We start from the raw sequence: 21,100 nt of genomic DNA, 5'->3' as shown, positions 1-21,100 counted from the left end.
GTGCCCGAATCCGGTGCGGCGGAGTGGGTGAATCCGCTCCGGGACAACAGAGATCGCAGACTGCCCCGTATCGCCGGCCCGTGCGCGCTGGTGATCTTCGGCGTGACCGGCGATCTGGCCCGGCGCAAGTTGATGCCCGCCGTCTACGATCTCGCCAACCGCGGCCTCCTGCCGCCCGGATTCGCGCTCGTCGGTTTCGCCCGGAGGGATTGGGCCGACGAGGACTTCGGTCAGGTGGTCCACGACGCGGTGCGTGAGCATTCGCGTACCCCCTTTCGCGAGGAGGTCTGGCAGCGCCTCGCGGAGGGGATCCGCTTCGTGCAGGGCACCTTCGACGACGATGCGGCGTTCGCGGAGCTCGCGACGACCCTCGAGAAGCTCGACCGCGAACGCGGTACGGGTGGCAACCACGCGTTCTACCTGTCGGTTCCCCCGGACGCCTTCCCCGTGGTGTGCGGGCAGCTGTCGCGTTCGGGTCTGGCCGCGGAACGCGGCGGCTCGTGGAGCCGCGTCGTGATCGAGAAGCCGTTCGGGCACGACCTCGAGAGTGCGCGCGAGCTCAATTCGGTTGTCGGTGAGGTGTTCTCCGAGGAATCCGTCTTCCGCATCGATCACTATCTCGGCAAGGAGACGGTCCAGAACATCCTCGCGTTGCGTTTCGCGAACCAGATGTTCGAGCCGGTGTGGAACGCGCACTACGTCGACCACGTGCAGATCACGATGGCCGAGGACATCGGCCTCGGTGGTCGCGCCGGCTACTACGACGGCATCGGCGCGGCCCGCGACGTCATCCAGAACCATCTCCTGCAGCTGCTCGCCTTCACCGCGATGGAGGAACCGGTGAGCTTCGCGGCGTCGGAGCTGCACGCGGAGAAGATCAAGGTGCTGTCGGCGACCCGGCCGGCGGAGCCGTTCGACGAGACCACCGCGCGCGGCCAGTACGCATCCGGCTGGCAGGGCGGCGAGAAGGTCGTCGGACTGCTCGAGGAGAAGGGTTTCGCGGCGGATTCGACCACCGAGACGTACGCGGCCATCACCCTCGAGGTCGACACCCGCCGCTGGGCGGGTGTGCCCTTCTACCTGCGCACCGGCAAGCGCCTCGGCCGCCGCGTCACCGAGATCGCGGTGGTCTTCAAGCGGGCCCCGCACCTGCCGTTCGACAAGACCATGACCGAGGAGCTCGGTCAGAACGCGTTGGTGATCCGCGTGCAGCCCGACGAGGGCATCACGATGCGCTTCGGGTCGAAGGTGCCCGGCTCCGAGATGGAGGTCCGGGACGTGAACATGGACTTCAGTTACGGCCAGGCATTCACGGTCTCCTCCCCCGAGGCCTACGAGCGCCTGATCCTCGACGTGCTCCTCGGCGTCCCGTCACTGTTCCCGGTGGACGAGGAAGTCGAATTGTCCTGGAAGATCCTCGATCCGGTGCTCGAGCACTGGGCGGCGAACGGGCGACCGGAACCCTATGAGTCCGGCACCTGGGGTCCGCAATCGGCCGACGAGATGCTGCGGCGTACCGGCCGGGAATGGAGGCGTCCGTGAGGCTCCAGTTGCGCAACACCTCCGCGAATGCCATCAGTCGCAAGCTGGTGGAGCTGCGACGGTCGAGTGGAATGGTCACGCAGGGCCGTGTTCTCACGTTTATCGTGTGCGCCGGCGACGCGCGAGGCCTCGACGCCGCGATCACGGCCGCCACCGAGGCGTCGAAGGAACATCCCTGCCGCGTCATCGTCGTCGGTCGCGGACGACAGGACGGTCCGTCGCGGCTCGACGCGGAGATCCGGGTCGCCGGTGAAGCGGGTGCCTCCGAGGCATTGATCCTCGCCCTGCACGGCGAACTCGGTGAACATCAGGAATCGGTCGTGGTGCCTTTCCTCCTTCCGGACACCCCCGTCGTCGCGTGGTGGCCCAACCAGGCCCCCGCGGTCCCGGCCGAGGACCCGGTGGGTCGTCTCGCCGTCCGCCGCATCACCGACGTGACCAACTCCGACGACCCGCGTGCCGATCTCGCGACCCGCCTGTCCGGTTACCGGCCGGGCGACACGGATCTGGCCTGGGCCCGCATCACCTACTGGCGGGCGCTGCTGGTCTCGGCACTCGATCAGCCGCCCTACGAGCCAGTGCTCTCGGCACGCGTGTCGGGGCTGCGGACCGAACCGGCCGTCGATCTGATCGCGGGGTGGCTCGCGAGCCGTCTCGACTGCCCCGTCGAGCGATCCGTCGGCGAGCTGAGGGTGGAACTGCGCACGGCGTCGCAGACGATCGCCCTGGAACGCCCGCAGGAAGGTCGCGTGGCGACCCTCGAACGCACCCACAAGCCCGATTCGCTGATCAGCCTGGCGCGCCGGAACTCGGCCGAATGTCTCGCCGAGGAACTGCGTCGCCTCGATCCCGACGAAGTCTACGAAGCCGCGTTGTCGGCCCTGCCGAAGGTGGATTATGTCTGACACGGCCCGCACTCCGTCCGAGATCCGGCGTTTCGCCGACGCCGACGAGGTCGCCCGCGCCGCGGCGTCCGCCTTCGTCGATGCCGTCGTCGCCGCGCAGCGCGAGCGGGTGCAGGCCCACGTCGTGCTCACCGGCGGCGGTACCGGTATCGCGATGCTCGAGCACGTGCGTCGCGACCAGGGCGCCATCGACTGGTCGGCGGTGAACGTCTACTTCGGCGACGAGCGTTTCCTGCCGCCCGGCGATCCGGATCGCAACGAGGTGCAGGCCCGTGGGGCTCTGCTCGACCACGTGCCGATCGACCCGGCACGCATCCACACCATGCCGGCGCTCGGCGAGGACGGGTGCAGCACACCGGAGGACTCGGCCCAGCGGTACGCCGAACTCCTCGCGGCGCACTCCCCCGACGGCACCGTGCCGGTCTTCGACGTGCACCTGCTCGGCATGGGCGGTGAGGGACACATCAATTCGCTGTTCCCCCACACCGACGCGGTGCGCGAGTCGGAGCGTTTCGTGGTGGGTGTCGACGACTCCCCGAAGCCGCCGCCGGCCCGGGTGACGCTGACGCTGCCCGCCGTGCAGCGGGCGCGGCAGGTCTGGTTGCTGGTCACCGGTGCCGCCAAGGCGGAGGCCGTCGCGGCGGCCGTGGGCGGTGCCGCACCGGAGGACTTCCCGTCCGCGGGCGCCCACGGCACCGAACGCACCGTGTGGTTCCTCGATCCGGCTGCCGCAGAGCAACTCCCGGCGCAGTGACCGGGCGGAGCGTCGGGAGTCCGACGCCGTGATCGGCGATCCGGCCGTCATGCGCCCGCGCCGTCGAAGTCGGGATCGTCGGCGTCGTCCGTCTCCACACGGCGCCCCTCCGAAGTACCGGCGGTGTCGCCGTCGTCGACACCGGTTCGCACACACCGCATCCGATTCATCGATCGCGGACCTGCCGTCGAGCGCAGTGCGCGCAACGGTGATCGGCCCGGGACACATCGCACCGTTCGTGGGTCCATGCCGGTGAGCTCCTCCCGTCGTGGACCGTTGTCGTCACGGCCCTCTGTCTCGTTCGACGCGCCGGGACGCCCGACGGTTCCACTCGGGACGAAATCGGCCGGTCCGATCCGGGATCGAGCGGTCAGATACCCCGTTCGATCACCGCGGCGGTGACGCGGTCGTCGATCGACGACACCGGGTTCTCCCGTGCCACCCAGGGGTCACCGTCGAAGTACTTCGCGAAGATCTTCTCGGCCGTGCGGGTGGCGATCGCCTGCGTCGTCAACGTCGGGTTCGGACCTCCGAGACTGTTGGCGAGCGCCGAGTTGTCGGCGACGAACAGTCTCTTCACCCACCGGGCCTCCGCGTCGGCGTCGAGCACCGAATCCCGGTCGCTCACTCCCATCCGCATGCTCGACTGCGAGTGCAGGATCAGCGGTGGCCAGTCGCAGCGATGCACCCTCTTCGCGCCCGCCGCTCTCATCAACTCGACGGCCTTGCGGGTCGCGTGGTCACGATTGCGGCGGGTACGCGCCGAGCGCCGACGATGCTGCACGGTCACCCGCGGCGCCAGACCTGCTTCGTCCGGGTACAGGATCGGCGAAAGCGTCACGCGGTTGTCCGGTTCGACGTCGTCGTCCGAGATGACGAGCGCCGCGAGGACCCGGTCGGCGTCGGCCATCGTATCGAGCAGGTCGCGTCCGACGAGCCTCCCCACGCTGTCGGCCCCCGCGGAATCGACGACGCCTCCGGCACGTCCGTACCCGTGGATGCCGGAGTCGCTGAAGTTCAGCGCGTACGCGATCAATGCCGGGGGCAGGCCGACCTGCTCGATCCCGCCGTAGCCGGGCAGATCGACGCGCGCGTTGGAACCCGGGCCGCGCGTCTGCCCGGTGTACTCGTCGAAGACGCCGAAGACCGCGTCCATGTGGTGGTCGGTGAGGCCGCGGCCGACCCAGCCGTTCGGATTCGGCAGCACCGAGTTCAGCCACAATCGTGGGCTCTCGATGCACCCGGCCGCCAGCACCACCACCGGGGCGGTCGCTTCGTGCTCGTCCTCTCCCGTCGTGAACCGCACTCCGCGCGCCACGGTCTCCCCGTTCACCTCCTCGACGAGGATCTCGAAGACCACTGCATCGGCGATCAGGGTGACGGCACGCCCCTGGGGGGACCACGCGTCCGCGGTGAGCATCATCGGCACGTACGAATTGTCGGTGGAGCGTCTGGCCTTGAGATTCCGCGGCGCCCCCAGCGGCAGATAGCAGCCCTGATAGCAGTGCCCGCACATCGTGCAGCCCCGCGCTTCGGGATGGTGCAGACGCGCACGGTCGCGGGTGCGGCCGGCGGTACCACCGGGTTGGAGGATCGCGTTCTGCTGTGCGCGGTGGGCGGCCACGGTGGTATCGAGCGAGGTCTGGTGTGGCAGACCCATGGCCGCTGCTCCCCGCAGGAACAACTGCTCCTTGGCGCCCATCGGGGCAGTCTGCACCGGCAGCGTGGCCTCCACCCACTCGTAGTAGGGACGCAGTTCGTCGTATCCGAAGGGGAACAGGTGCGCCGTGTCGTACATGTCGCGGTCGGCGCCGTCGTATCCGGAGAATACGCCGGGTGCCGCCCGCGGCGAGTTGCCGAAGAAGTGGAGCGTGGTGCCACCGACGCCGGATACCTGCCACACGAACGAATTCTGAGGCAGATCTCGGAGCCACGGCGTGCCCGAGCGGTCTCCCGGTCCGTGGCGGAACAGCCCGGTGATCGGATTGTTGAGGTCGTCCTCGAAATGGGTCCACTCGTTCTCCGGGTCGGCGAAGCGGGGACCTGCTTCGAGAACCAGCACGTCGAGCCCGCGCGCCGCGAGTTCCTTGGCCACGACGGGTCCGCCACCCCCGGCGCCGATGACGATGACGTCGGTCATCTATCCCTCCACCTCGTCGATTTCGCCGTAGTAGCCCAGGAACTCGTCCCACCCGTCACTCGGCCCTGCATAGCGGCTCAACTCCCAGCCGACCGGCCGCCCCGTGAGCTCGCGCCGAGTACGGTTGTACGCGGAGACCTCCGAGAACGCCGCGAAGGCCGCCAGCGTGGGAATCGCGTTGACCACGAATTTCAGCACCAGACCTTCGAAACGCGGGTCGGTGTCGAGCCATTCGAAGACCTGCGCCTTCGCGGCATGACTCAGGTTCGCGAACGGCGCTGCGAACGGACCACTCACCGAACGCGGGTCGGCGGTGACACCGAAAGTGTTGAGCAGCACCGCGATCGCCGCGGCGCCGGGCAGGTTGCCCGCCTCGGGTCCGAGCAGCGGCATCGGCGAGGCCTGGTCCAGGGTTCGCTCGAGGGATTCCGCGGTGCCGGCGGTGACGCCGCCGGGCCGGTCGGTCCACACGCCCTGTTGGTGCGAGTACGGGTCGTTGCCGGGTGCGACGAACGCGAGCACCCCGTTGATCGTGTCGCGTACGGGCGGCGTCTCGTTCAGCGGACTCGCGTCGGCTTCGCTCGCGAGCACCCCTGCGGTGCCGATCAACGCCGCCATCGTCGCGGCCGTCCCGGCGAGAAAACGCCGCCTGTTCCAGTACCCGTGCTGCGTGTCGTCCACGTCGCCCCCTCGTCGTTGCCGTGGTGCAGCGTACGAGATGTCGTGGAACGATTGCGGAATGTCGTCCGGATCGTCCGGCGGGTCGCACGGACCGGTGGAGCGATCCACGGAAATCGGGTAGCTCGCTACCCGTGCCGTCCGCGCACGGGGCGTGCAGGATTCGAACACGGCCGATCGGTGCGACGGGGTGGGAATCATGTTGCAGAAGAAGAGGGAGAGCAACCGGTTCGCGTCCGTCCTGGAGACACTCCGAGGCCGGGACGATGCTCCTGCTGATCGTCCCGGCGACGAGCGGCGCGCCGGCGTTCTTGCGCCGGCCTCGGACACGGAACCTTCCGGACTGCGCAATGCGACGCCTTCGCGATTGCACATCACCGACGCGGACGGCCGGACGCTCGCGTGCGCACCGCTCGAACGTCGCGTACCGACCGACCCGGAGCGGCAGTGGCCCTGGGAGGCGCTGATCCGCCACGATAGGTCGTCCCCTCCGCGCCACAGCGGAGACACATCTCGGCGGCACCGAGGCTCGTTCCCGCCGCCGTCTGCACACTGTCACGTTGGGGTGCATGCTCGTGACCAGCGTGGCGGTGCCGGTGGCGGCTTTCGCCACTGGCTGGTGAGGATCGCGGAGGCTCCCGTCGTCGGTGAACCGGTATCCGTGAGGGCCGAAGGGCCGGACAACGACCTCCACGACTGCCGCCATCCGAGTTCGAGGATCTCGTCCCTGTACCGACGGTTCACCCCGCCGTGCCGATCGGGACGATCCTGTGAACGGATTCGAGCAGCGCACTACACAGCGGGAGGACCCATCGCGGTGAAACGGACCGCACCGGCAGCCGGATGCAGGACAATTTCGATAAGGCGAGCGCCCATCGAGAGGAGCCGTGATGAGCACGCCGAGGACGATCACAGGCGAAGTGAGCCCGGAGCGCGATTGCCCGAGCGACTCGTCGCTGGTGCGGTTGATCTACCACCGCAACTTCCTGCTCCCGATCGGTGAGGTCTGGGCGGCACTCACCGATTCGGAGAAGCTGGGCCGTTGGTACGGCACGTACATCGGCGACCCCGCTACGGGCCGTGTGCTCCTGACCATGACGGACGACCACGATTCGGCCACCACCTACGTCGACATCCTCCGGTGTTCTCCCCCCGAGGGATTCGCCGTCGACGTGGACGGGTGGCAGCTCGAGGTGGTGCTGCGTCAGGTCGGGAAGGTCACCACCCTCGAGTTCACACACCGGCACGTCCCGCGCTCGGAGGCCGGAGAGATCGGGCCGGGGTGGCAGTACTACCTCGACCGCCTCGACGCAGCACTGGCCGGCACCCGCCCGCCGTTGTGGGACGACTACCTCGACCTGGTCGACGAATACCGCTGACCGGCGCCTTTCGCTGCAGTGATCCGCCCGACGAGCACCACCGGAAATCTCCATCGACGAGTACCGCAGGCCGTACAAGGTGGACGAGGTCGCCAACGACCGGATCGAGGAGGTCTGGTTCACGGGCGTCCACTCCGACGTCGGCGGTGGATTCGAGGACTGCCGGAACAGACGAGCGCGACGGCGACGCCGACCCGGATGAGCCGCATCTGGTGGCTCATCGGGCGAGGAACTCGTGAGATCCTCGGCGGGGCACGATCGCCCGAAGGACTGAAGATCCACGAGAGCGTCGAGCTCCGGGAGGACGGTCTGGCGACCCGGCTACGGAATCCGCACTGGGTCGATCCGGAGTGGTACACGCCGAAGCGCTACGACCTCGGGGTATCCGGCCATACGAACCGCCGGACCGCGCCGCTCCGCCCCCATCGGAGGTCTCGGCGCACCGGGGTCGGTCACAACTCCCGTGAACGCGACAGCTCCGCCGACCTCGCCCTGAGGTGGCGCCGCTCGGGTTCGGTACCGGCGAGCTCGAGCGCCCGCCGATACGCTTCGGCCGCTTCACCTTTCCGGCCGACCCGAGCCAGCAACTCGGCTCGTGCCACCACGTACGGTCCGTAGTCGCGGATACTCGGCTCGTCGGCGAGTCCGTCGAGGAGTTCGAGTCCGGCCGCGGGCCCGTCGCGCATCGCGACCGCCACGGCGCGGTTCAGTGCGACGATCGGTGACGGGCTCAGGGCGGTCAGTACGTCGTAGAGGGCGACGATCTGCGGCCAGTCGGTGCTGTCGACGTCGCTCGCCTCGTCGTGCAACGCGGCTATCGCGGCCTGCACCCCGTACGGGCCGGGTGGTCGTCCGGTGAGTGCGGCGACCACCAGTGCGCTGCCCTCCTCGATCATCGCGCGGTCCCATCGGGCGCGGTCCTGCACGTCGAGCAGCATGACGGCGCCGGTCGGGTCGGTGCGTGCGTCCCGGCGGGCATGGACGAGCAGCATCAGCGCGAGCAACCCGCTCACCTCCCGTTCCGTCGGCATCAGACGGTGCAGGATGCGGGTGAGGCGGACCGCCTCCTCTGCGAGGGCGAGGCGTTGCAGATGTTCACCGCTGCTCGCGGCATAGCCCTCGGTGAAGATCGAGTACAGCGCCGCGAGCACCACCGGCAGGCGCTCCGGCAGCTCGTCCGGTCCGGGTACCCGGAACGGGATGCGGGCACCGCGGATCTTCTTCTTGGCCCGCACGATCCGCTGGGCCATCGTCGGCGACGGGACGAGGAAGGCCCGCGCGACCTCGTTCGTCGTGAGACCACCGAGGCAGCGCAGGATCAGCGCGACGCGGTCGTCCGCCGCGAGGGCGGGGTGGGCGCACGTGAAGAACAGTTCGAGGCGGTCGTCCGTCAGTTCTCCGGCATCGGGCGGTTCGTACGACGCGCGACGTTCGGTGTCGACGGCGAGTTCCGCCAGTCGCGTCGCATACACGCGGTCGCGGCGCACCCGATCCAGCGCTCGGCGCCTGGCCGTGGTGAGCAGCCAAGCGCCCGGACGCTCGGGCACACCGTCGACCGGCCAGTGCACGAGCGCCGCCTCGAGTGCCTCCGATGCGACCTCCTCGGCGAGGTCGAGGTCGCCGAAGCGATGGACGAGCGCGGCGAGGAGCCGGCCGTGTTCCTCGCGGAACACCGACTCGACGGCCGAGGCCGGCTCCCCCATCGCTCAGTCCCCGAAGTCGGCGATCGGCCGCACGACGACCGTGCCGCCGTCCCGCGATCCGGGACAGCGTGCCGCCCAGTCGAGTGCCTCGTCGAGGCTGCCGACGTCGATGACGTCGTATCCGCCGAGCACCTCGCGGCTCTCGCCGAACGGTCCGTCGGTCACCGTGCGTCGTCCGTCCGCGTCGACCTGCACGGTCGTCGCGGTGACGAGATCCTGCAGGGCGTGCCCGGACACGAGGACACCCGCGTCGCGCATCGCCTTCTCGTAGTCCTGCCAGTCCTCGACGGTGCAGGTGGCCTCGTCGGTCGTGGATGCGTAGATCAACAGCATGTACTTCATGGCGGTCGCTCCCGTCTGTGTGGTGTTCGTCCTACACCATCACGACGAACGGACACCTGCCGGATCGACGCCCGACGAGAAATTTTTTCTAACCGCTGTTGCGCAACGCCGTGGCGAGACCGTTCATCGTGATCTGGATACCGCGCCGGACACGGTCGGTGTCCTCACCGGCACGGAACCGGCGCAGCAACTCGACCTGCAGGTGGTTGAGCGGTTCGAGATACGGGAACCGGTTGTGCAGCGACCGCTCGAGCGCCGGATTATCCGCGACGAGCGAGTCGTAGCCCGTGATCTGCCGGTAGGCGTCGACTGTACGGGCGTGCTCGTCGACGATGCTGCCGAACACCCGCTCGCGCAGTTCGGTGTCCTCGACGAGTTCGGAGTACCGGGCGGCCAGGCCGAGATCGGACTTGGCGAGCACCTGCGCCATGTTCGACAGCACCGAACGGAAGAACGGCCAGCGACGGTAGAGATCCTGCAGGGTCGCCAACCGGTCCGGATCACCGGCCACCCAGTCCTGCACAGCCGTTCCCGTGCCGTACCAGCCGGGGAGCATCACGCGGCTCTGGGTCCACGAGAGCACCCACGGGATGGCCCGCAGGTCGCTGATCGCCTTCGTCTGCTTGCGGGAGGCGGGACGGCTGCCGATGTTGAGGGCACCGATCTCCGAGACCGGCGTCGCGGTGGTGAAGTACTCGACGAATCCCGGTGTCTCGTGCACGAGCCGGCTGTACGCGGCGCGAGCGAGGTCGGCAAGTTCGTCGAGGATGCGGTAGGCCTCCGGCGCGTCCTTCCCGAGGCCTTCCACATCGAGCAGGCTCGACTCGAGGGTCGCCGAGACGAGCGCCTCGAGGTTGCGGCGGGCGAGCACCGGTTCGCGGTACTTCGCGGCGATGACCTCGCCCTGCTCGGTCAGACGCAACGAGCCCTGGACCGCGCCGGGAGGCTGGGCCAGGATGGCGTCGTAACTCGGTCCGCCACCGCGACCGACGGTGCCGCCGCGACCGTGGAACAGGCGCAGCCGGATCCCGGCGGTGCGCGCCGCCTCGACGAGATCGAGTTCCGCGCGGTAGAGCGCCCAGTTGGCGGTGAGATAACCGCCATCCTTGTTGGAATCGGAGTAGCCGAGCATGATCTCCTGCAGTCCGTCGTGTCCGTCGACGAGGCTGCGGAACTCGGGCACGGCGAGGGCGGCGGTCAGCGTGGCGGCACCGCCGCGCAGGTCGTCGATCGTCTCGAACAGCGGGATGACCTGCACCGTGCTGCGCGGATAGCCGCGGTCGAGGTCGAGCAGCCCGACCTCCTTGAGCAGGACCTCGACCTCGAGCAGGTCGGACACCGAGGTGCACATGCTGATGATGTAGTGCTCGATGGCGGCCGGTCCGATGCGACGGACCACGTCGGCGGCAGCACGCAGGATGCCCAGTTCCTTGGCTGTCTCGTCCGACAGGTGGGCGTCGGGGGTGGTGAGCGGGCGGCGGATCCGCAACTCCGCGGTGAGCAGCGCGACCTTGTCGTCCTCCGGCAGGTCGCGGTAGCGGTCGGTCACTCCCGCCCAGGAGAGCAGTTCGGCGACGACGTTCTCGTGGACCTCGGAATTCTGACGCAGGTCGAGTGGCGCGAGGTGGAAGCCGAAGACCTCGACGGCGCTGCGCAGGTGCGCGAGTCGATCGTCGGCGATCACGGTCGCTCCGCCGGCGCGCAGCGAGGCGTCGACGATGGTCAGGTCGGTGTGCAGGCGGGCCGGGGTGGCATAGGGCTCGCACGGGATACGCACCGTGTGGGGCAGATCCACGCCGGGCAGCAGCCTGTCCGCGGTAGCGGTGAGGCGAGCGCGGATACCGTGTACCGCCCGTCGGTACGGCTCGTCGCTGTGGGCGGGATTGTCGTCGCCCGAGTCGTCGGCGAGCTTCTTCAGGGCGCTGCTGATGGTCGCGGTGCGTTCGGACATCGACAGTTCGCGTTCGAGCGCGGCGAGTTCGGTGAGGTGATGTCGCAGCGCGGTCTCACAGGCGCGATTCGCGGCCGTGGTGACGACCTCGCCGTCGACGTTGGGGTTGCCGTCGCGGTCGCCGCCGATCCAGGTTCCCGGCCGGACCAGCGGTTCGGTGAGCACCGCCGCGTCGGGCCAGCGTCGCCGGAGTTCGCGTCGCACTTCGGCGTTGAGGGCGGGAACGACGTCGAACAGTGCGAGGTCGTAGTAGCGCAGACCGTTGTCGACCTCGTCGATGATCCTCAGGCGCGCGAGCCGGATGAGCGCGGTGTCCCAGAGGGTCAGGATGTGCCGGTACAGGGCGCGGTCGATTTCCTCGAGCGCGGCGGGTTCGTCGGTCCTCTCCCGGCGCCGCATGAGTTCGGTGACGGCGGTCTGGACGTCGAAGACGGTGCGTCGGCGGGTCTCGGTGGGATGAGCGGTGATGACGGGGGCGACGAGAGCCGACGCGAGCGCGTCGGTCACGGTGTCGGCATCGAGGCCCGGACCGGCGGCGTCGAGCTTGGCGTAGGTGGCGGCGAGGCTGCTGTCCTGCGGTGGGTCGCCTGCGCGCACGTGCAGGGCTCGACGTCGTTCGCGGTGCAGATCCTCGGCGAGATTGGCGAGCAGACCGAAATGGCTGAACGCCCGGGCGACAGGAATCAGGTCGTCGGTGGCGACGCCGGCGAAGCGTTCGGCGAGTTCGGTGCGGTCGATCTCGGAGCGCCGGATCCGGAAACTCTCCACCCGGGCCGATTCGACCAGGTCGAAGGTCTCGGGTCCTGCCTGCTCACGGATGACGTTGCCGAGGATGCCGCCGAGCAGGCGGATGTCCTCGCGGAGGGGTTCGGTAGCAGAGGCAGGCACGGTGTCCGTCATACGGCCAGTATCTGTGCCCGGCGGCCGGGGCGCGACCGCGGCAGCGTCCGTGCACGTGCGGGGATCAGCTGAACTTGATCTGCAGTCCGATGCCGAGGATCGAGATCACCCAGATGATGCCGGTGAAGACGGTGAGACGGTCGAGGTTCTTCTCCGCCACCGTCGAGCCCGAGAGATTGGACTGGACTCCGCCACCGAACAGGCTGGACAGACCACCGCCCTTACCGCGGTGCAGCAGCACCAGCAGGATGAGCAACAGGCTCGTGACGATCAGGAGGATGTCCAGGAACAGTTCCATGTCGGTGTTCGATGTCCTTCGGATGGTGGGCGACGTCGGCGTCAGCTTACCCGCTCGTCCTGTGGGGACGCTGCGGGTGTGCCGGGGACGCCGGGTGGGCGANGGGGTGCAGCATCTCGTCGAGATCCTGCACCCCGCCCGATGCCGGTCGCTCTAGAGGAGCGGACCGCCTGCGGCGATCGCCGACAGCTGAGCGAATTCGTCGGCCTTGAGGGAGGCGCCTCCCACGAGGCCGCCGTCGACGTCGGTCTGAGCGATGAGCTCACCGACGTTCTTGGCGTTGACCGACCCGCCGTACAGGACTCGGACCGATGCCGCGACCTCGGGCGAGGCCAGTTCGGCGAGGGTACTGCGCACCGCGGCGCACACCTCCTGCGCGTCGGCCGCCGAAGCAACCTTGCCCGTGCCGATGGCCCAGACCGGCTCGTACGCGACGACGATCTTTGCGATCTCGTCGGCGGACAGGCCGGCGAGCGAGTTCTTCAACTGCTCGACGTTGTACTCGACGTGGTTGCCGGCTTCGCGGACGTCGAGTCCTTCACCGATGCACACGATCGGAGTGAGACCGTGCCGCAGCGCGGCCTTGGTCTTGTCGCGGACGATCTCGTCGGTCTCACCGTGCAGGGTGCGACGCTCGGAGTGCCCGACGATCACGTAGGTGCAGCCGAGCTTCGCGAGCATCGCGCCGGAGATCTCGCCGGTGTAGGCGCCGGAGTCGTGGACCGAGATGTCCTGGGCTCCGTAGGTGATGCCGAGCTTGTCGCCCTCGACGAGGGTCTGCACCGAGCGGATGCCGGTGAACGGCGGGATGACCGTCACGTCGACCTTCTCGAGGTACTTCTCGGGAAGGGTGAACGCGATCTTCTGCACCAGGGCGATGGCCTCGAGGTGGTTGAGGTTCATCTTCCAGTTGCCCGCGATGAGCGGTGTCCGTGCCATGACCGTCAGCCCTCCAGAACTGCGATGCCGGGCAGTTCCTTGCCCTCGAGGTACTCGAGGGAGGCGCCACCACCGGTGGAGATGTGGGAGAAGCGGTCCTCACCGAGTCCGAGCGACCGCACGGCCGCAGCGGAGTCGCCGCCACCGACGACGCTGAACGCGCCCTTGCCGGTTGCCTCGATGATCGCTTCCGCTACACCCTTCGTGCCCGCCGCGAAGTTCTCGAACTCGAACACGCCCATCGGGCCGTTCCAGAACACCGTCTTCGCCGAGCCGAGGAGCGAGGCGAAACGCCGCACGGACTCCGGTCCGATGTCGAGGCCCATCCATCCGTCGGGGATGGAGTCGGCCGCGACGGTCTGCGACTGTGCGTCGGCCGCGAACTTGTCGGCCACCACCACGTCCTGAGGGATGTGGATGACGTCGCCGAAGCGTTCGAGCAGTTGCTTGCAGGTGTCGATCATCGACTCCTCGAGCAGCGACGTGCCGACCGAGTAGCCCTGTGCCGCAAGGAAGGTGAAGCACATGCCGCCACCGATTACGAGCGTGTCGACCTTGGGTGCGAGCGCCTCGATGACCCCGAGCTTGTCGGAGACCTTCGAGCCGCCGAGCACCACGGCGTACGGACGCTCGGTGTCGGTGGTGAGCTTGGCGAGCACGTCGACCTCGGCCGCGACGAGACCACCCGCGTAGTGCGGGAGCAGCGTCGCGACGTCGTAGACCGACGCCTGCTTGCGGTGCACGACACCGAAGCCGTCGGAGACGAATGCGCCGTCGTCGCCGACGAGCTCGACGAGCTCACGGGCGAAGGCGAGCCGCTCGGCATCGTCCTTGCTGGTCTCGCGAGCGTCGAAGCGGACATTCTCGAGCAGGAGGATGTCGCCGTCGGTCAGCCCTTCGGAACGCGCCAGCGCATCCTGGCCGACGACGTCGGAGGCGAGCTGGACGTTGCGGTCGAGCACCTCACCGAGTTTCGCTGCGACGGGCGCGAGCGAGTACTTCGGATCCGGCTCGCCCTTGGGGCGGCCGAGGTGCGCGGTCACGACGACCTTGGCCCCGGCCTCCGCGAGCGTGCGGATGGTGGGCGCGGACGCGAGGATGCGGCCGGCGTCGGTGATCGTGTCGCCGTCGAGCGGGACGTTGAGGTCGGAGCGCACGAGTACGCCCCGACCCTCCACACCTGCGTCGAGCAGATCCTCGAGGGTCTGAACTGCCACTGTTCAAATGTCCTGTTCTACGAGTTTCAAAGAGACTTGCCGACGAGACCGACGAGGTCGGCAAGACGATTCGAGTAGCCCCACTCGTTGTCGTACCACGAGACGACCTTGACCTGCTCGTCGATGACCTTGGTCAGAGGCGCGTCGAAGATCGACGAGTGCGGGTCGGTGACGATGTCCGAGGACACGATCGGATCGGTGTTGTACTTCAGGATGCCCTTCAGCGGACCCTCCGCGGCAGCCTTCAGTGCGGCGTTGACCTCATCGGCGGTGGCCTTCTTGGTGAGGGTCGCGGTGAGGTCGGTGACCGAGCCGGTCGGGACCGGGACGCGCAGCGCGTAGCCGTCGAGCTTGCCGAGCAGCTCGGGGAGCACGAGGCCGATGGCCTTGGCGGCGCCTGTGCCGGTGGGGACGATGTTCAGGGCGGCAGCGCGGGCGCGACGCAGATCCTTGTGCGGTCCATCCTGCAGGTTCTGGTCCTGGGTGTACGCGTGGATCGTGGTCATCAGGCCCTTCTCGATGCCGAACTCGTCGTTCAGCACCTTGGCGAGGGGGCCGAGGCAGTTCGTGGTGCACGAGGCGTTGGAGATGATGTTCTGCGTGCCGTCGTACTTGTCGTGGTTGACGCCCATGACGATGGTGATGTCCTCGTCGGTGGCAGGCGCCGAGATGATGACCTTCTTGGCGCCGGCGTCGATGTGCCCCTTCGCCTTGGCGGCGTTGGTGAAGATGCCGGTGGACTCGACGACGACGTCGACACCGAGGTCGCCCCACGGAAGAGCGGAGGGGCCCTCCTTGATCGAGAGGGCCTTGATCTTCCGATCGCCGACGACGATGTCGTCGCCCTCGACATGCACGTCCTTGTCGAGGCGCCCCAGGATCGAGTCGTACTTCAGGAGCGTCGCGAGGGTGTCGTTGTCGGTGAGGTCGTTGACGGCAACGATCTCGATGTCGGTGGTGCCGAGTGCCTTCTGTGCCTCGACCGCCCGGAAGAAGTTGCGCCCGATGCGTCCGAATCCGTTCACGCCTACGCGGACAGTCACAATGAAGCTCCTTTGCCCAGTATTCCGATGGTCGTACTTGTGTGACCTTCACCCTAGTGGGGTTCGGTCGTACTGTGGGGAGCCGCCCGGCCGTGGCGCGAACTCCCTTGCAAGCCTGCCCCGCTATGCCTCGTCCAGCAACTCAGCGGTGACGGCCGACTCCGTATCGGGGATCCCGAGTTCCTTCGCGCGACGATCCGCCATCGACAGCAGGCGGCGGATCCGTCCCGCGACGGCGTCCTTGGTCATCGGCGGATCGGCGAGCTGGCCGAGCTCCTCGAGGGACGCCTGACGGTGCTGCACGCGCAGCGCGCCGGCGGCAGCGAGGTGGTCGGGCACGTCGGCGCCGAGGATCGCCAATGCCCGCTCGACCCGCGCGGCGGCCGCCACGGCGGCGCGTGCGGACCGGCGCAGATTGGCGTCGTCGAAGTTGGCGAGGCGGTTCGCGGTCGCCCGCACCTCCCGGCGCATGCGGCGCTCCTCCCAGACCAGCCGGGTGTCCTGCGCGCCCATGTGGGTGAGCAGCGCGCCGATGGCCTCGCCGTCGCGGATCACCACCCGGTCGGCGCCGCGCACCTCACGCGCCTTGGCAGTGACGCCGAGCCGGCGGGCGGCGCCGACGAGCGCGAGGGCGGCCTCCGGGCCGGGGCAGCTCACCTCGAGCGCCGAGGAACGGCCCGGTTCGGTGAGCGAGCCGTGGGCGAGAAACGCCCCGCGCCACGCCGCGGCGGAGTCGGAGACGCTGCCGCCGACCACCTGTGCCGGCAGTCCGCGCACCGGTCGTCCGCGACCGTCGAGCAGACCGGTGCGGCGGGCCAGCGCCTCACCGTCCTTCCCGACACGGACGATGTACCGGGAGCTCTTGCGCAGACCACCCGCGCCGAGCACCTGAATCTCCGCGGGATAGCTGTAGAGCTCGAAGATCTCGCGGCGGAGGCGACGTGCGATCGATCCGAGGTCGACCTCGGCCTCGACGACCACTCGCCCGGCGACGATGTGCAATCCCCCGGCGAAGCGCAGGAGGGCGGACACCTCGGCCTTGCGGTTGCTGATCCTGGTGACCGACAACCTGCTCAGCTCGTCCTTGACCTCCGCTGTCATTGCCACGAGACGCTCTCCCTCCCACCCCCGCGTGTGGCACGGACTCCACCGCGCGAGGACAGACATGTTTCCAGTGCCCCCGCCAACTTGGCGGGGTCGTGTCGATGCGTACCGGTCTCGGCGACATCGACGAACGAGACGTCCGCTCCGAATCGGGCCGCGGACCGGCTCAGGTGCTCGCGCTCGCGTCCTTCCGGTACCGAGGCAGCATCCACGACGACCTGGTCGACACGGAAATCGGGGGCGTGCTGGGCGAGAACGTGCAGGTGGCGTTCCGCGGAGAAGCCTGCGGTCTCCCCCGGTTCCGCCGCGAGGTTGAGCACGAGGACCTTGAGCGCCGTCGTGTGGACCAGCGCCTCGTGCAGGTCCGGGACGAGCACGTGCGGGATGACGCTCGAGAACCAGGATCCCGGGCCGAGCACCACGAGATCGGCCTCGCACACCGCGTCGAGCGCGGGCGGGCAGGCCGGCGGATCGGCGGGAATCAGCCGGACCCGGCGCACCTTGCCCGGGGTGGTCGCCACCGCGACCTGCCCCCGGATGCAGCGGCTCACCCGCGGGTCGGATTCGAGTCCCGACACGTCGGCCTCGATGTCGAGCGGGATCGGCGACATGGGCAGCACACGGCCGCGCACGTCGAGGACGCGGGCGAGCATGTCGAGGGCGGTGACGGTGTCGCCCGCGACCTCGGCGAGCCCGGCGAGGATCAAGTTGCCGACCGAGTGCCCGGCGAGGGCGCCCGTGCCCCCGAAGCGGTGTTGGACGGTCTCGGTCCACACCCGGACCTCGTCGTCGCGGCCGGCGAGCGCTGCGAGCGCCATGCGCAGGTCGCCGGGTGGGACGACGCCGAGTTCGGCGCGCAGCCGTCCCGAGGACCCTCCGTCATCGGCGACGGTCACCACGGCGGTGACCCGGTCGGTGAGGCGCCGGACGGCACTGAGCGTCGCGTACAGGCCGTGTCCGCCACCGAGAGCAGTGATCGCGGGGCCGGGCACCGCCCCGGAGCTCGGAGCGCTCTCGGAGTACGGCGTGCTGTCGGAGTCGGGAGTCTCGGCGGCGTTCACTCGCGCCCCAGATCCCGGTGCACCACGTTCACCGTCAGATCCGGTGCCTGCTCGAGGCGTGCAGCGAGGGCCTCGGCCATCGCCACGCTCCGGTGTTTCCCTCCGGTGCAGCCCACTGCAATCGTCATGTAGCGCTTCCCCTCCCGACGGTAACCGGCGGTCGTCAGATCGAGCAGCCGGTGATAGGTGGCGAGATAGTCCTCGGCACCGTCGCGGGAGAGTACATAGTCGCGCACCGCCGCGTCCTGCCCGGTGTGCGGCCGCAATTCGGCGATCCAGTGGGGGTTCGGCAGGAACCGCACGTCGCACACGACGTCGGAGTCCATGGGCAGGCCGTACTTGAAGCCGAACGACTCCACGGTCACCCGGATGGTGTCGGATGTGGCGTCGCCGAAGGCCGCCTCGATCTTGCGACGCAGATCGGGCCCGGACAGCGCGGACGTGTCGATGACGAGGTCGGCCGCGGCCTTCACGGGAGCGAGCTGCTCGCGTTCGACGGCGATGCCGTCGGTGAGCGTGCGATCGGCCGTGTCGGACTGCAGCGGATGACTGCGGCGTACCTGCTCGAACCGCCGGACGAGTACCGAGTCGGCCGCTTCGAGGAACAGCACCCGGGTGTTGACCGGGCGGGCCGCCAGATCGGTGACGACGCGTTCGAGGTCGCCGGTGAACAACCGGCTGCGCACGTCCATCACCACGGCGAGACGTTGCAGCGGAGGTTCGGCCTGCACCGCGAGATCGATCATCGACAGCACCAACTGGGGCGGGAGGTTCTCCGCGACGTACCACCCGAGATCCTCGAGGGCGGTCGCCGCAGTACTCAGTCCGGCTCCGGACAGTCCGGTGACGACGATGACCTCGGCCTGCGCCGGCCGTTCACCGTCGACACCCTGTTCCGAACCGTCCGCCATCCCCGGGATCCGACCCACTTCGGTCACTGTTCCGACTCCGCTCGTACTCCCGACACGCCGACGGAGCCATCATCGCCTACGGGCGTGTCGCCCGCATCCGCGGCCGTCGGGTCACCCGCAGGTGCCGCAGCCGGATCGCTCGCATCCGCGACGGTCGGGGCGTCGGTGTCCTGCGGCGACTCGGCCGGAGCCGGTACGTCGCCCCGCAGCGCCTCGAGGACGGCTTTCGCCGTGGCCTGCCCGATCCCGGGCACCGCGGTGATCTCCTCGACGCTCGCCTCGCGTAGCCGCGCGACCGACCCGAAGTGGGTGACGAGCGCCTTGCGTCGGGTGTCGCCGAGACCACGAACCCCGTCGAGAGCGGAGGCGGTCATGCGCTTGGACCGCTTGCTGCGGTGGTAGGTGATCGCGAAACGGTGTGCCTCGTCGCGGATACGCTGCAGCAGGTACAGCGACTCGCTGGTGCGCGGAAGGATCACCGGGTCCTCCTCCCCCGGCACCCACACCTCCTCGAGACGCTTCGCGAGCCCGACGACCGCGACATCCGTGATACCGAGTTCGTCGAGGACCTCGGCCGCGGCCGCGACCTGCGGCGCACCACCGTCGACGACGAACAGGTTCGGCGGGTAGGCGAACCTGCGCGGACGGCCCGTCGCCGGGTCCAGTGCTGCTTCGGGCGCGAGGTCCCCGCCGTCGCCACCCTCCGGAACGGATCCGTCCGAATCGGCCTGTCGGGCGAGGTCGCGGTTGTGGCGGAGGAAACGCCGGCGGGTGACCTCGGCGATCGAGGCGACGTCGTCGGAGTGCCCGTCGCCCGCGGCGTGCTTGATGGCGTAGTGCCGGTAGTCGGACTTGCGGGGCAGTCCGTCCTCGAAGACGACCAGCGATGCGACGACGTCGGTGCCCTGCACGTGGCTGATGTCGACACACTCGATACGCAGCGGCGCCGAGTCGAGGTCGAGGGCGTCCTGGATACCCTGCAACGCCGCCGATCGGGCATTGAAGTCGCCCGCGCGCCGCAGCTTGTGCTGGGCAAGTGCTTCCTTGGCGTTGCGTTCGACCGTGTCGGCCAGTGCCTTCTTGTCGCCGCGCTGCGGGATGCGCAGACGCACGGGACCGCCGCGCAGACGCCCGAGCCAGCGGCTCATCTCGTCCGGGTCGGGCGGCAGGGCGGGGACGAGCACCTCGCGCGGCACGGCACTGGTGGCGTCCGCGTCGTCGGTGCCGAGCGCGGCCTCCTCGCCGTAGAACTGGGTGAGGAACTGTTCGACGAGCAGCGAGAGTTCTTCGGCGTCGTCGGTCCCCTCGACGCCTTCGACGTCGCGGTCCTCGGGACGGTCGAGCACGTCGCCGGACTTCTCGACGACCCAGCCGCGTTGACCCCGCACGCGACCGCCGCGCACGTGAAAGACCTGGACGGCCACCTCGAGGTCGTCGCCGGCGAACGCCACGAGGTCGGCGTCGGTACCGTCGCCGAGCACGACGGCCTGCTTCTCGAGTGCCTTGCGCAGTGCCCCGAGATCGTCGCGCAGGCGGGCTGCGGTCTCGAAGTCGAGTTCCTCCGCGGCGGCCTGCATCCGCTTCTCGACATCGCGGACGAGTTTGTCGGTGCGACCGGCGAGGAAGTCGCAGAAGTCCTCGACGATGCGGCGGTGTTCGTCGGCGGAGACGCGTCCGACACACGGCGCGGAGCATTTGTCGATGTAGCCGAGCAGGCACGGGCGGCCGATCTGCGCGTGCCGCTTGAAGACCCCGGCCGAGCACGTGCGCGACGGGAACACCCGTAGCAACAGGTCGAGGGTCTCGCGGATCGCCCAGGCATGCGAGTAGGGACCGAAATAGCGCACGCCCTTGCGGCGCGGCCCCCGGTAGACGAACAGACGGGGGTATTCCTCGTTCAACGTGACCGCGAGCATCGGGTACGTCTTGTCGTCGCGGTAGCGGACGTTGAACCGCGGATCGAACTCCTTGATCCAGTTGTACTCGAGTTGGAGTGCCTCGACCTCGGTGCGCACCACCGTCCACTCGACCCGGCCCGCGGTGGTCACCATCTGACGGGTGCGCGGATGCAGCGAGGCGATGTCGGCGAAGTACGAGTTCAGGCGGGACCGGAGATTCTTCGCCTTGCCGACGTAGACGACCCGGCCGTGCGGGTCGCGGAACTTGTAGACCCCCGGCTCCGTGGGAATGGAACCGGGGGCTGGGCGATATGTCGAGGGGTCGGGCACAGGTC

18 protein-coding genes are annotated in these 21,100 nt (G+C 68.9%); 5 read left to right on the top strand and 13 right to left on the bottom strand.

What is annotated here, in order from left to right; genetic code table 11:
- The 3 genes from zwf to pgl are packed head-to-tail and all read left to right on the top strand — an operon-like array spanning position 1 to position 3,201.
- Positions 1-1,542 carry a glucose-6-phosphate dehydrogenase gene (gene zwf / locus QR64_RS21690; protein ID WP_006551489.1) on the top strand — a complete coding sequence of 514 codons (1,542 nt, stop codon included), beginning with the start codon at positions 1-3 and terminating at the stop codon, positions 1,540-1,542.
- Positions 1,539-2,447 carry a glucose-6-phosphate dehydrogenase assembly protein OpcA gene (gene opcA / locus QR64_RS21685; protein WP_024100808.1) on the top strand — a complete coding sequence of 303 codons (909 nt, stop codon included), beginning with the start codon at positions 1,539-1,541 and terminating at the stop codon, positions 2,445-2,447. Before zwf ends, opcA begins: the two co-directional genes overlap by 4 nt.
- Positions 2,440-3,201 (top strand): 6-phosphogluconolactonase, encoded by a 762-nt coding sequence (gene pgl, locus QR64_RS21680; RefSeq protein WP_019289290.1) that lies wholly within the window; start codon positions 2,440-2,442, stop codon positions 3,199-3,201. The genes opcA and pgl overlap by 8 nt, the downstream gene beginning before the upstream one ends.
- A gap of 370 nt (positions 3,202-3,571) precedes the next feature.
- On the opposite strand, the gene QR64_RS21675 is transcribed toward pgl, so the two are convergent.
- The gene (locus QR64_RS21675) at positions 3,572-5,341 is read right to left on the bottom strand and encodes a GMC family oxidoreductase N-terminal domain-containing protein (protein WP_006551486.1); all 1,770 of its coding nucleotides are present in this window, start codon (positions 5,339-5,341) and stop codon (positions 3,572-3,574) included.
- Positions 5,342-6,022 (bottom strand): twin-arginine translocation signal domain-containing protein, encoded by a 681-nt coding sequence (locus QR64_RS21670; RefSeq protein WP_230826300.1) that lies wholly within the window; start codon positions 6,020-6,022, stop codon positions 5,342-5,344.
- A gap of 887 nt (positions 6,023-6,909) precedes the next feature.
- Between QR64_RS21670 and QR64_RS21665 the strand changes: the two genes are divergently transcribed.
- Both QR64_RS21665 and QR64_RS28930 read left to right on the top strand, forming a co-directional pair.
- A complete protein-coding gene (locus QR64_RS21665; RefSeq protein ID WP_019289288.1) occupies positions 6,910-7,398 on the top strand; it encodes an SRPBCC domain-containing protein in 489 nt (162 codons plus the stop codon).
- Between the two features lie 46 nt (positions 7,399-7,444).
- Complete coding sequence (locus QR64_RS28930) at positions 7,445-7,600, top strand: phospholipase effector Tle1 domain-containing protein (RefSeq protein WP_094980519.1); 156 nt, start codon at positions 7,445-7,447, stop codon at positions 7,598-7,600.
- Positions 7,601-7,850: 250 nt separating this feature from the next.
- Here QR64_RS28930 and QR64_RS21660 read toward each other — a convergent pair whose 3' ends face one another.
- The 11 genes from QR64_RS21660 to uvrC form a co-directional block, all read right to left on the bottom strand.
- On the bottom strand, positions 7,851-9,101 hold the full coding sequence (locus QR64_RS21660) for an RNA polymerase sigma factor (RefSeq protein ID WP_039587148.1): 1,251 nt from the start codon (positions 9,099-9,101) through the stop codon (positions 7,851-7,853).
- 3 nt (positions 9,102-9,104) lie between these two features.
- On the bottom strand, positions 9,105-9,443 hold the full coding sequence (locus QR64_RS21655) for a YciI family protein (RefSeq protein ID WP_019289286.1): 339 nt from the start codon (positions 9,441-9,443) through the stop codon (positions 9,105-9,107).
- A gap of 88 nt (positions 9,444-9,531) precedes the next feature.
- Entirely contained in the window at positions 9,532-12,294 is a 2,763-nt protein-coding gene (gene ppc / locus QR64_RS21650) for a phosphoenolpyruvate carboxylase (RefSeq protein ID WP_039587146.1), read from the bottom strand.
- Between the two features lie 64 nt (positions 12,295-12,358).
- Positions 12,359-12,592 (bottom strand): preprotein translocase subunit SecG, encoded by a 234-nt coding sequence (gene secG / locus QR64_RS21645; protein ID WP_006551479.1) that lies wholly within the window; start codon positions 12,590-12,592, stop codon positions 12,359-12,361.
- A gap of 153 nt (positions 12,593-12,745) precedes the next feature.
- Positions 12,746-13,531, bottom strand: a complete 786-nt coding sequence (tpiA, locus tag QR64_RS21640) for a triose-phosphate isomerase (RefSeq protein WP_033096619.1) — start codon at positions 13,529-13,531, stop codon at positions 12,746-12,748.
- A gap of 5 nt (positions 13,532-13,536) precedes the next feature.
- Positions 13,537-14,748, bottom strand: coding sequence for a phosphoglycerate kinase (locus tag QR64_RS21635; RefSeq protein WP_006551477.1), 1,212 nt, complete (start codon positions 14,746-14,748; stop codon positions 13,537-13,539).
- Between the two features lie 26 nt (positions 14,749-14,774).
- Positions 14,775-15,791: a type I glyceraldehyde-3-phosphate dehydrogenase gene (gene gap / locus QR64_RS21630; protein ID WP_006551476.1), complete on the bottom strand. Its 1,017-nt coding sequence runs from the start codon at positions 15,789-15,791 to the stop codon at positions 14,775-14,777.
- A gap of 123 nt (positions 15,792-15,914) precedes the next feature.
- Complete coding sequence (gene whiA, locus QR64_RS21625) at positions 15,915-16,898, bottom strand: DNA-binding protein WhiA (RefSeq protein WP_006551475.1); 984 nt, start codon at positions 16,896-16,898, stop codon at positions 15,915-15,917.
- Positions 16,889-17,956: a uridine diphosphate-N-acetylglucosamine-binding protein YvcK gene (locus tag QR64_RS21620; RefSeq protein ID WP_033096618.1), complete on the bottom strand. Its 1,068-nt coding sequence runs from the start codon at positions 17,954-17,956 to the stop codon at positions 16,889-16,891. The genes whiA and QR64_RS21620 overlap by 10 nt, the downstream gene beginning before the upstream one ends.
- Complete coding sequence (gene rapZ, locus QR64_RS21615) at positions 17,953-18,867, bottom strand: RNase adapter RapZ (protein WP_006551473.1); 915 nt, start codon at positions 18,865-18,867, stop codon at positions 17,953-17,955. Before rapZ ends, QR64_RS21620 begins: the two co-directional genes overlap by 4 nt.
- Positions 18,868-18,890: 23 nt before the next feature.
- Complete coding sequence (gene uvrC / locus QR64_RS21610) at positions 18,891-21,095, bottom strand: excinuclease ABC subunit UvrC (protein ID WP_039587144.1); 2,205 nt, start codon at positions 21,093-21,095, stop codon at positions 18,891-18,893.
- Positions 21,096-21,100: the final 5 nt, after the last annotated feature.

The organism is Rhodococcus sp. Chr-9 (genome assembly GCF_000801125.1).
GTDB classification, from domain to species: Bacteria; Actinomycetota; Actinomycetes; order Mycobacteriales; family Mycobacteriaceae; genus Rhodococcus; species Rhodococcus pyridinivorans.
This window is presented reverse-complemented; position numbering and strand designations above follow the sequence as displayed.

Excerpts from the sequence above, each read along its gene's own strand:
- rapZ (WP_006551473.1), bottom strand. The coding sequence starts at position 18,867 with ATGGCGGACGGTTCGGAACAGGGTGTCGACGGTGAACGGCCGGCGCAG.
- QR64_RS21675 (WP_006551486.1), bottom strand. The coding sequence starts at position 5,341 with ATGACCGACGTCATCGTCATCGGCGCCGGGGGTGGCGGACCCGTCGTG.
- pgl (WP_019289290.1), top strand. The coding sequence starts at position 2,440 with ATGTCTGACACGGCCCGCACTCCGTCCGAGATCCGGCGTTTCGCCGAC.
- secG (WP_006551479.1), bottom strand. The coding sequence starts at position 12,592 with ATGGAACTGTTCCTGGACATCCTCCTGATCGTCACGAGCCTGTTGCTC.
- QR64_RS21665 (WP_019289288.1), top strand. The coding sequence starts at position 6,910 with ATGAGCACGCCGAGGACGATCACAGGCGAAGTGAGCCCGGAGCGCGAT.
- QR64_RS21660 (WP_039587148.1), bottom strand. The coding sequence starts at position 9,101 with ATGGGGGAGCCGGCCTCGGCCGTCGAGTCGGTGTTCCGCGAGGAACAC.
- tpiA (WP_033096619.1), bottom strand. The coding sequence starts at position 13,531 with ATGGCACGGACACCGCTCATCGCGGGCAACTGGAAGATGAACCTCAAC.
- ppc (WP_039587146.1), bottom strand. The coding sequence starts at position 12,294 with ATGACGGACACCGTGCCTGCCTCTGCTACCGAACCCCTCCGCGAGGAC.
- QR64_RS21655 (WP_019289286.1), bottom strand. The coding sequence starts at position 9,443 with ATGAAGTACATGCTGTTGATCTACGCATCCACGACCGACGAGGCCACC.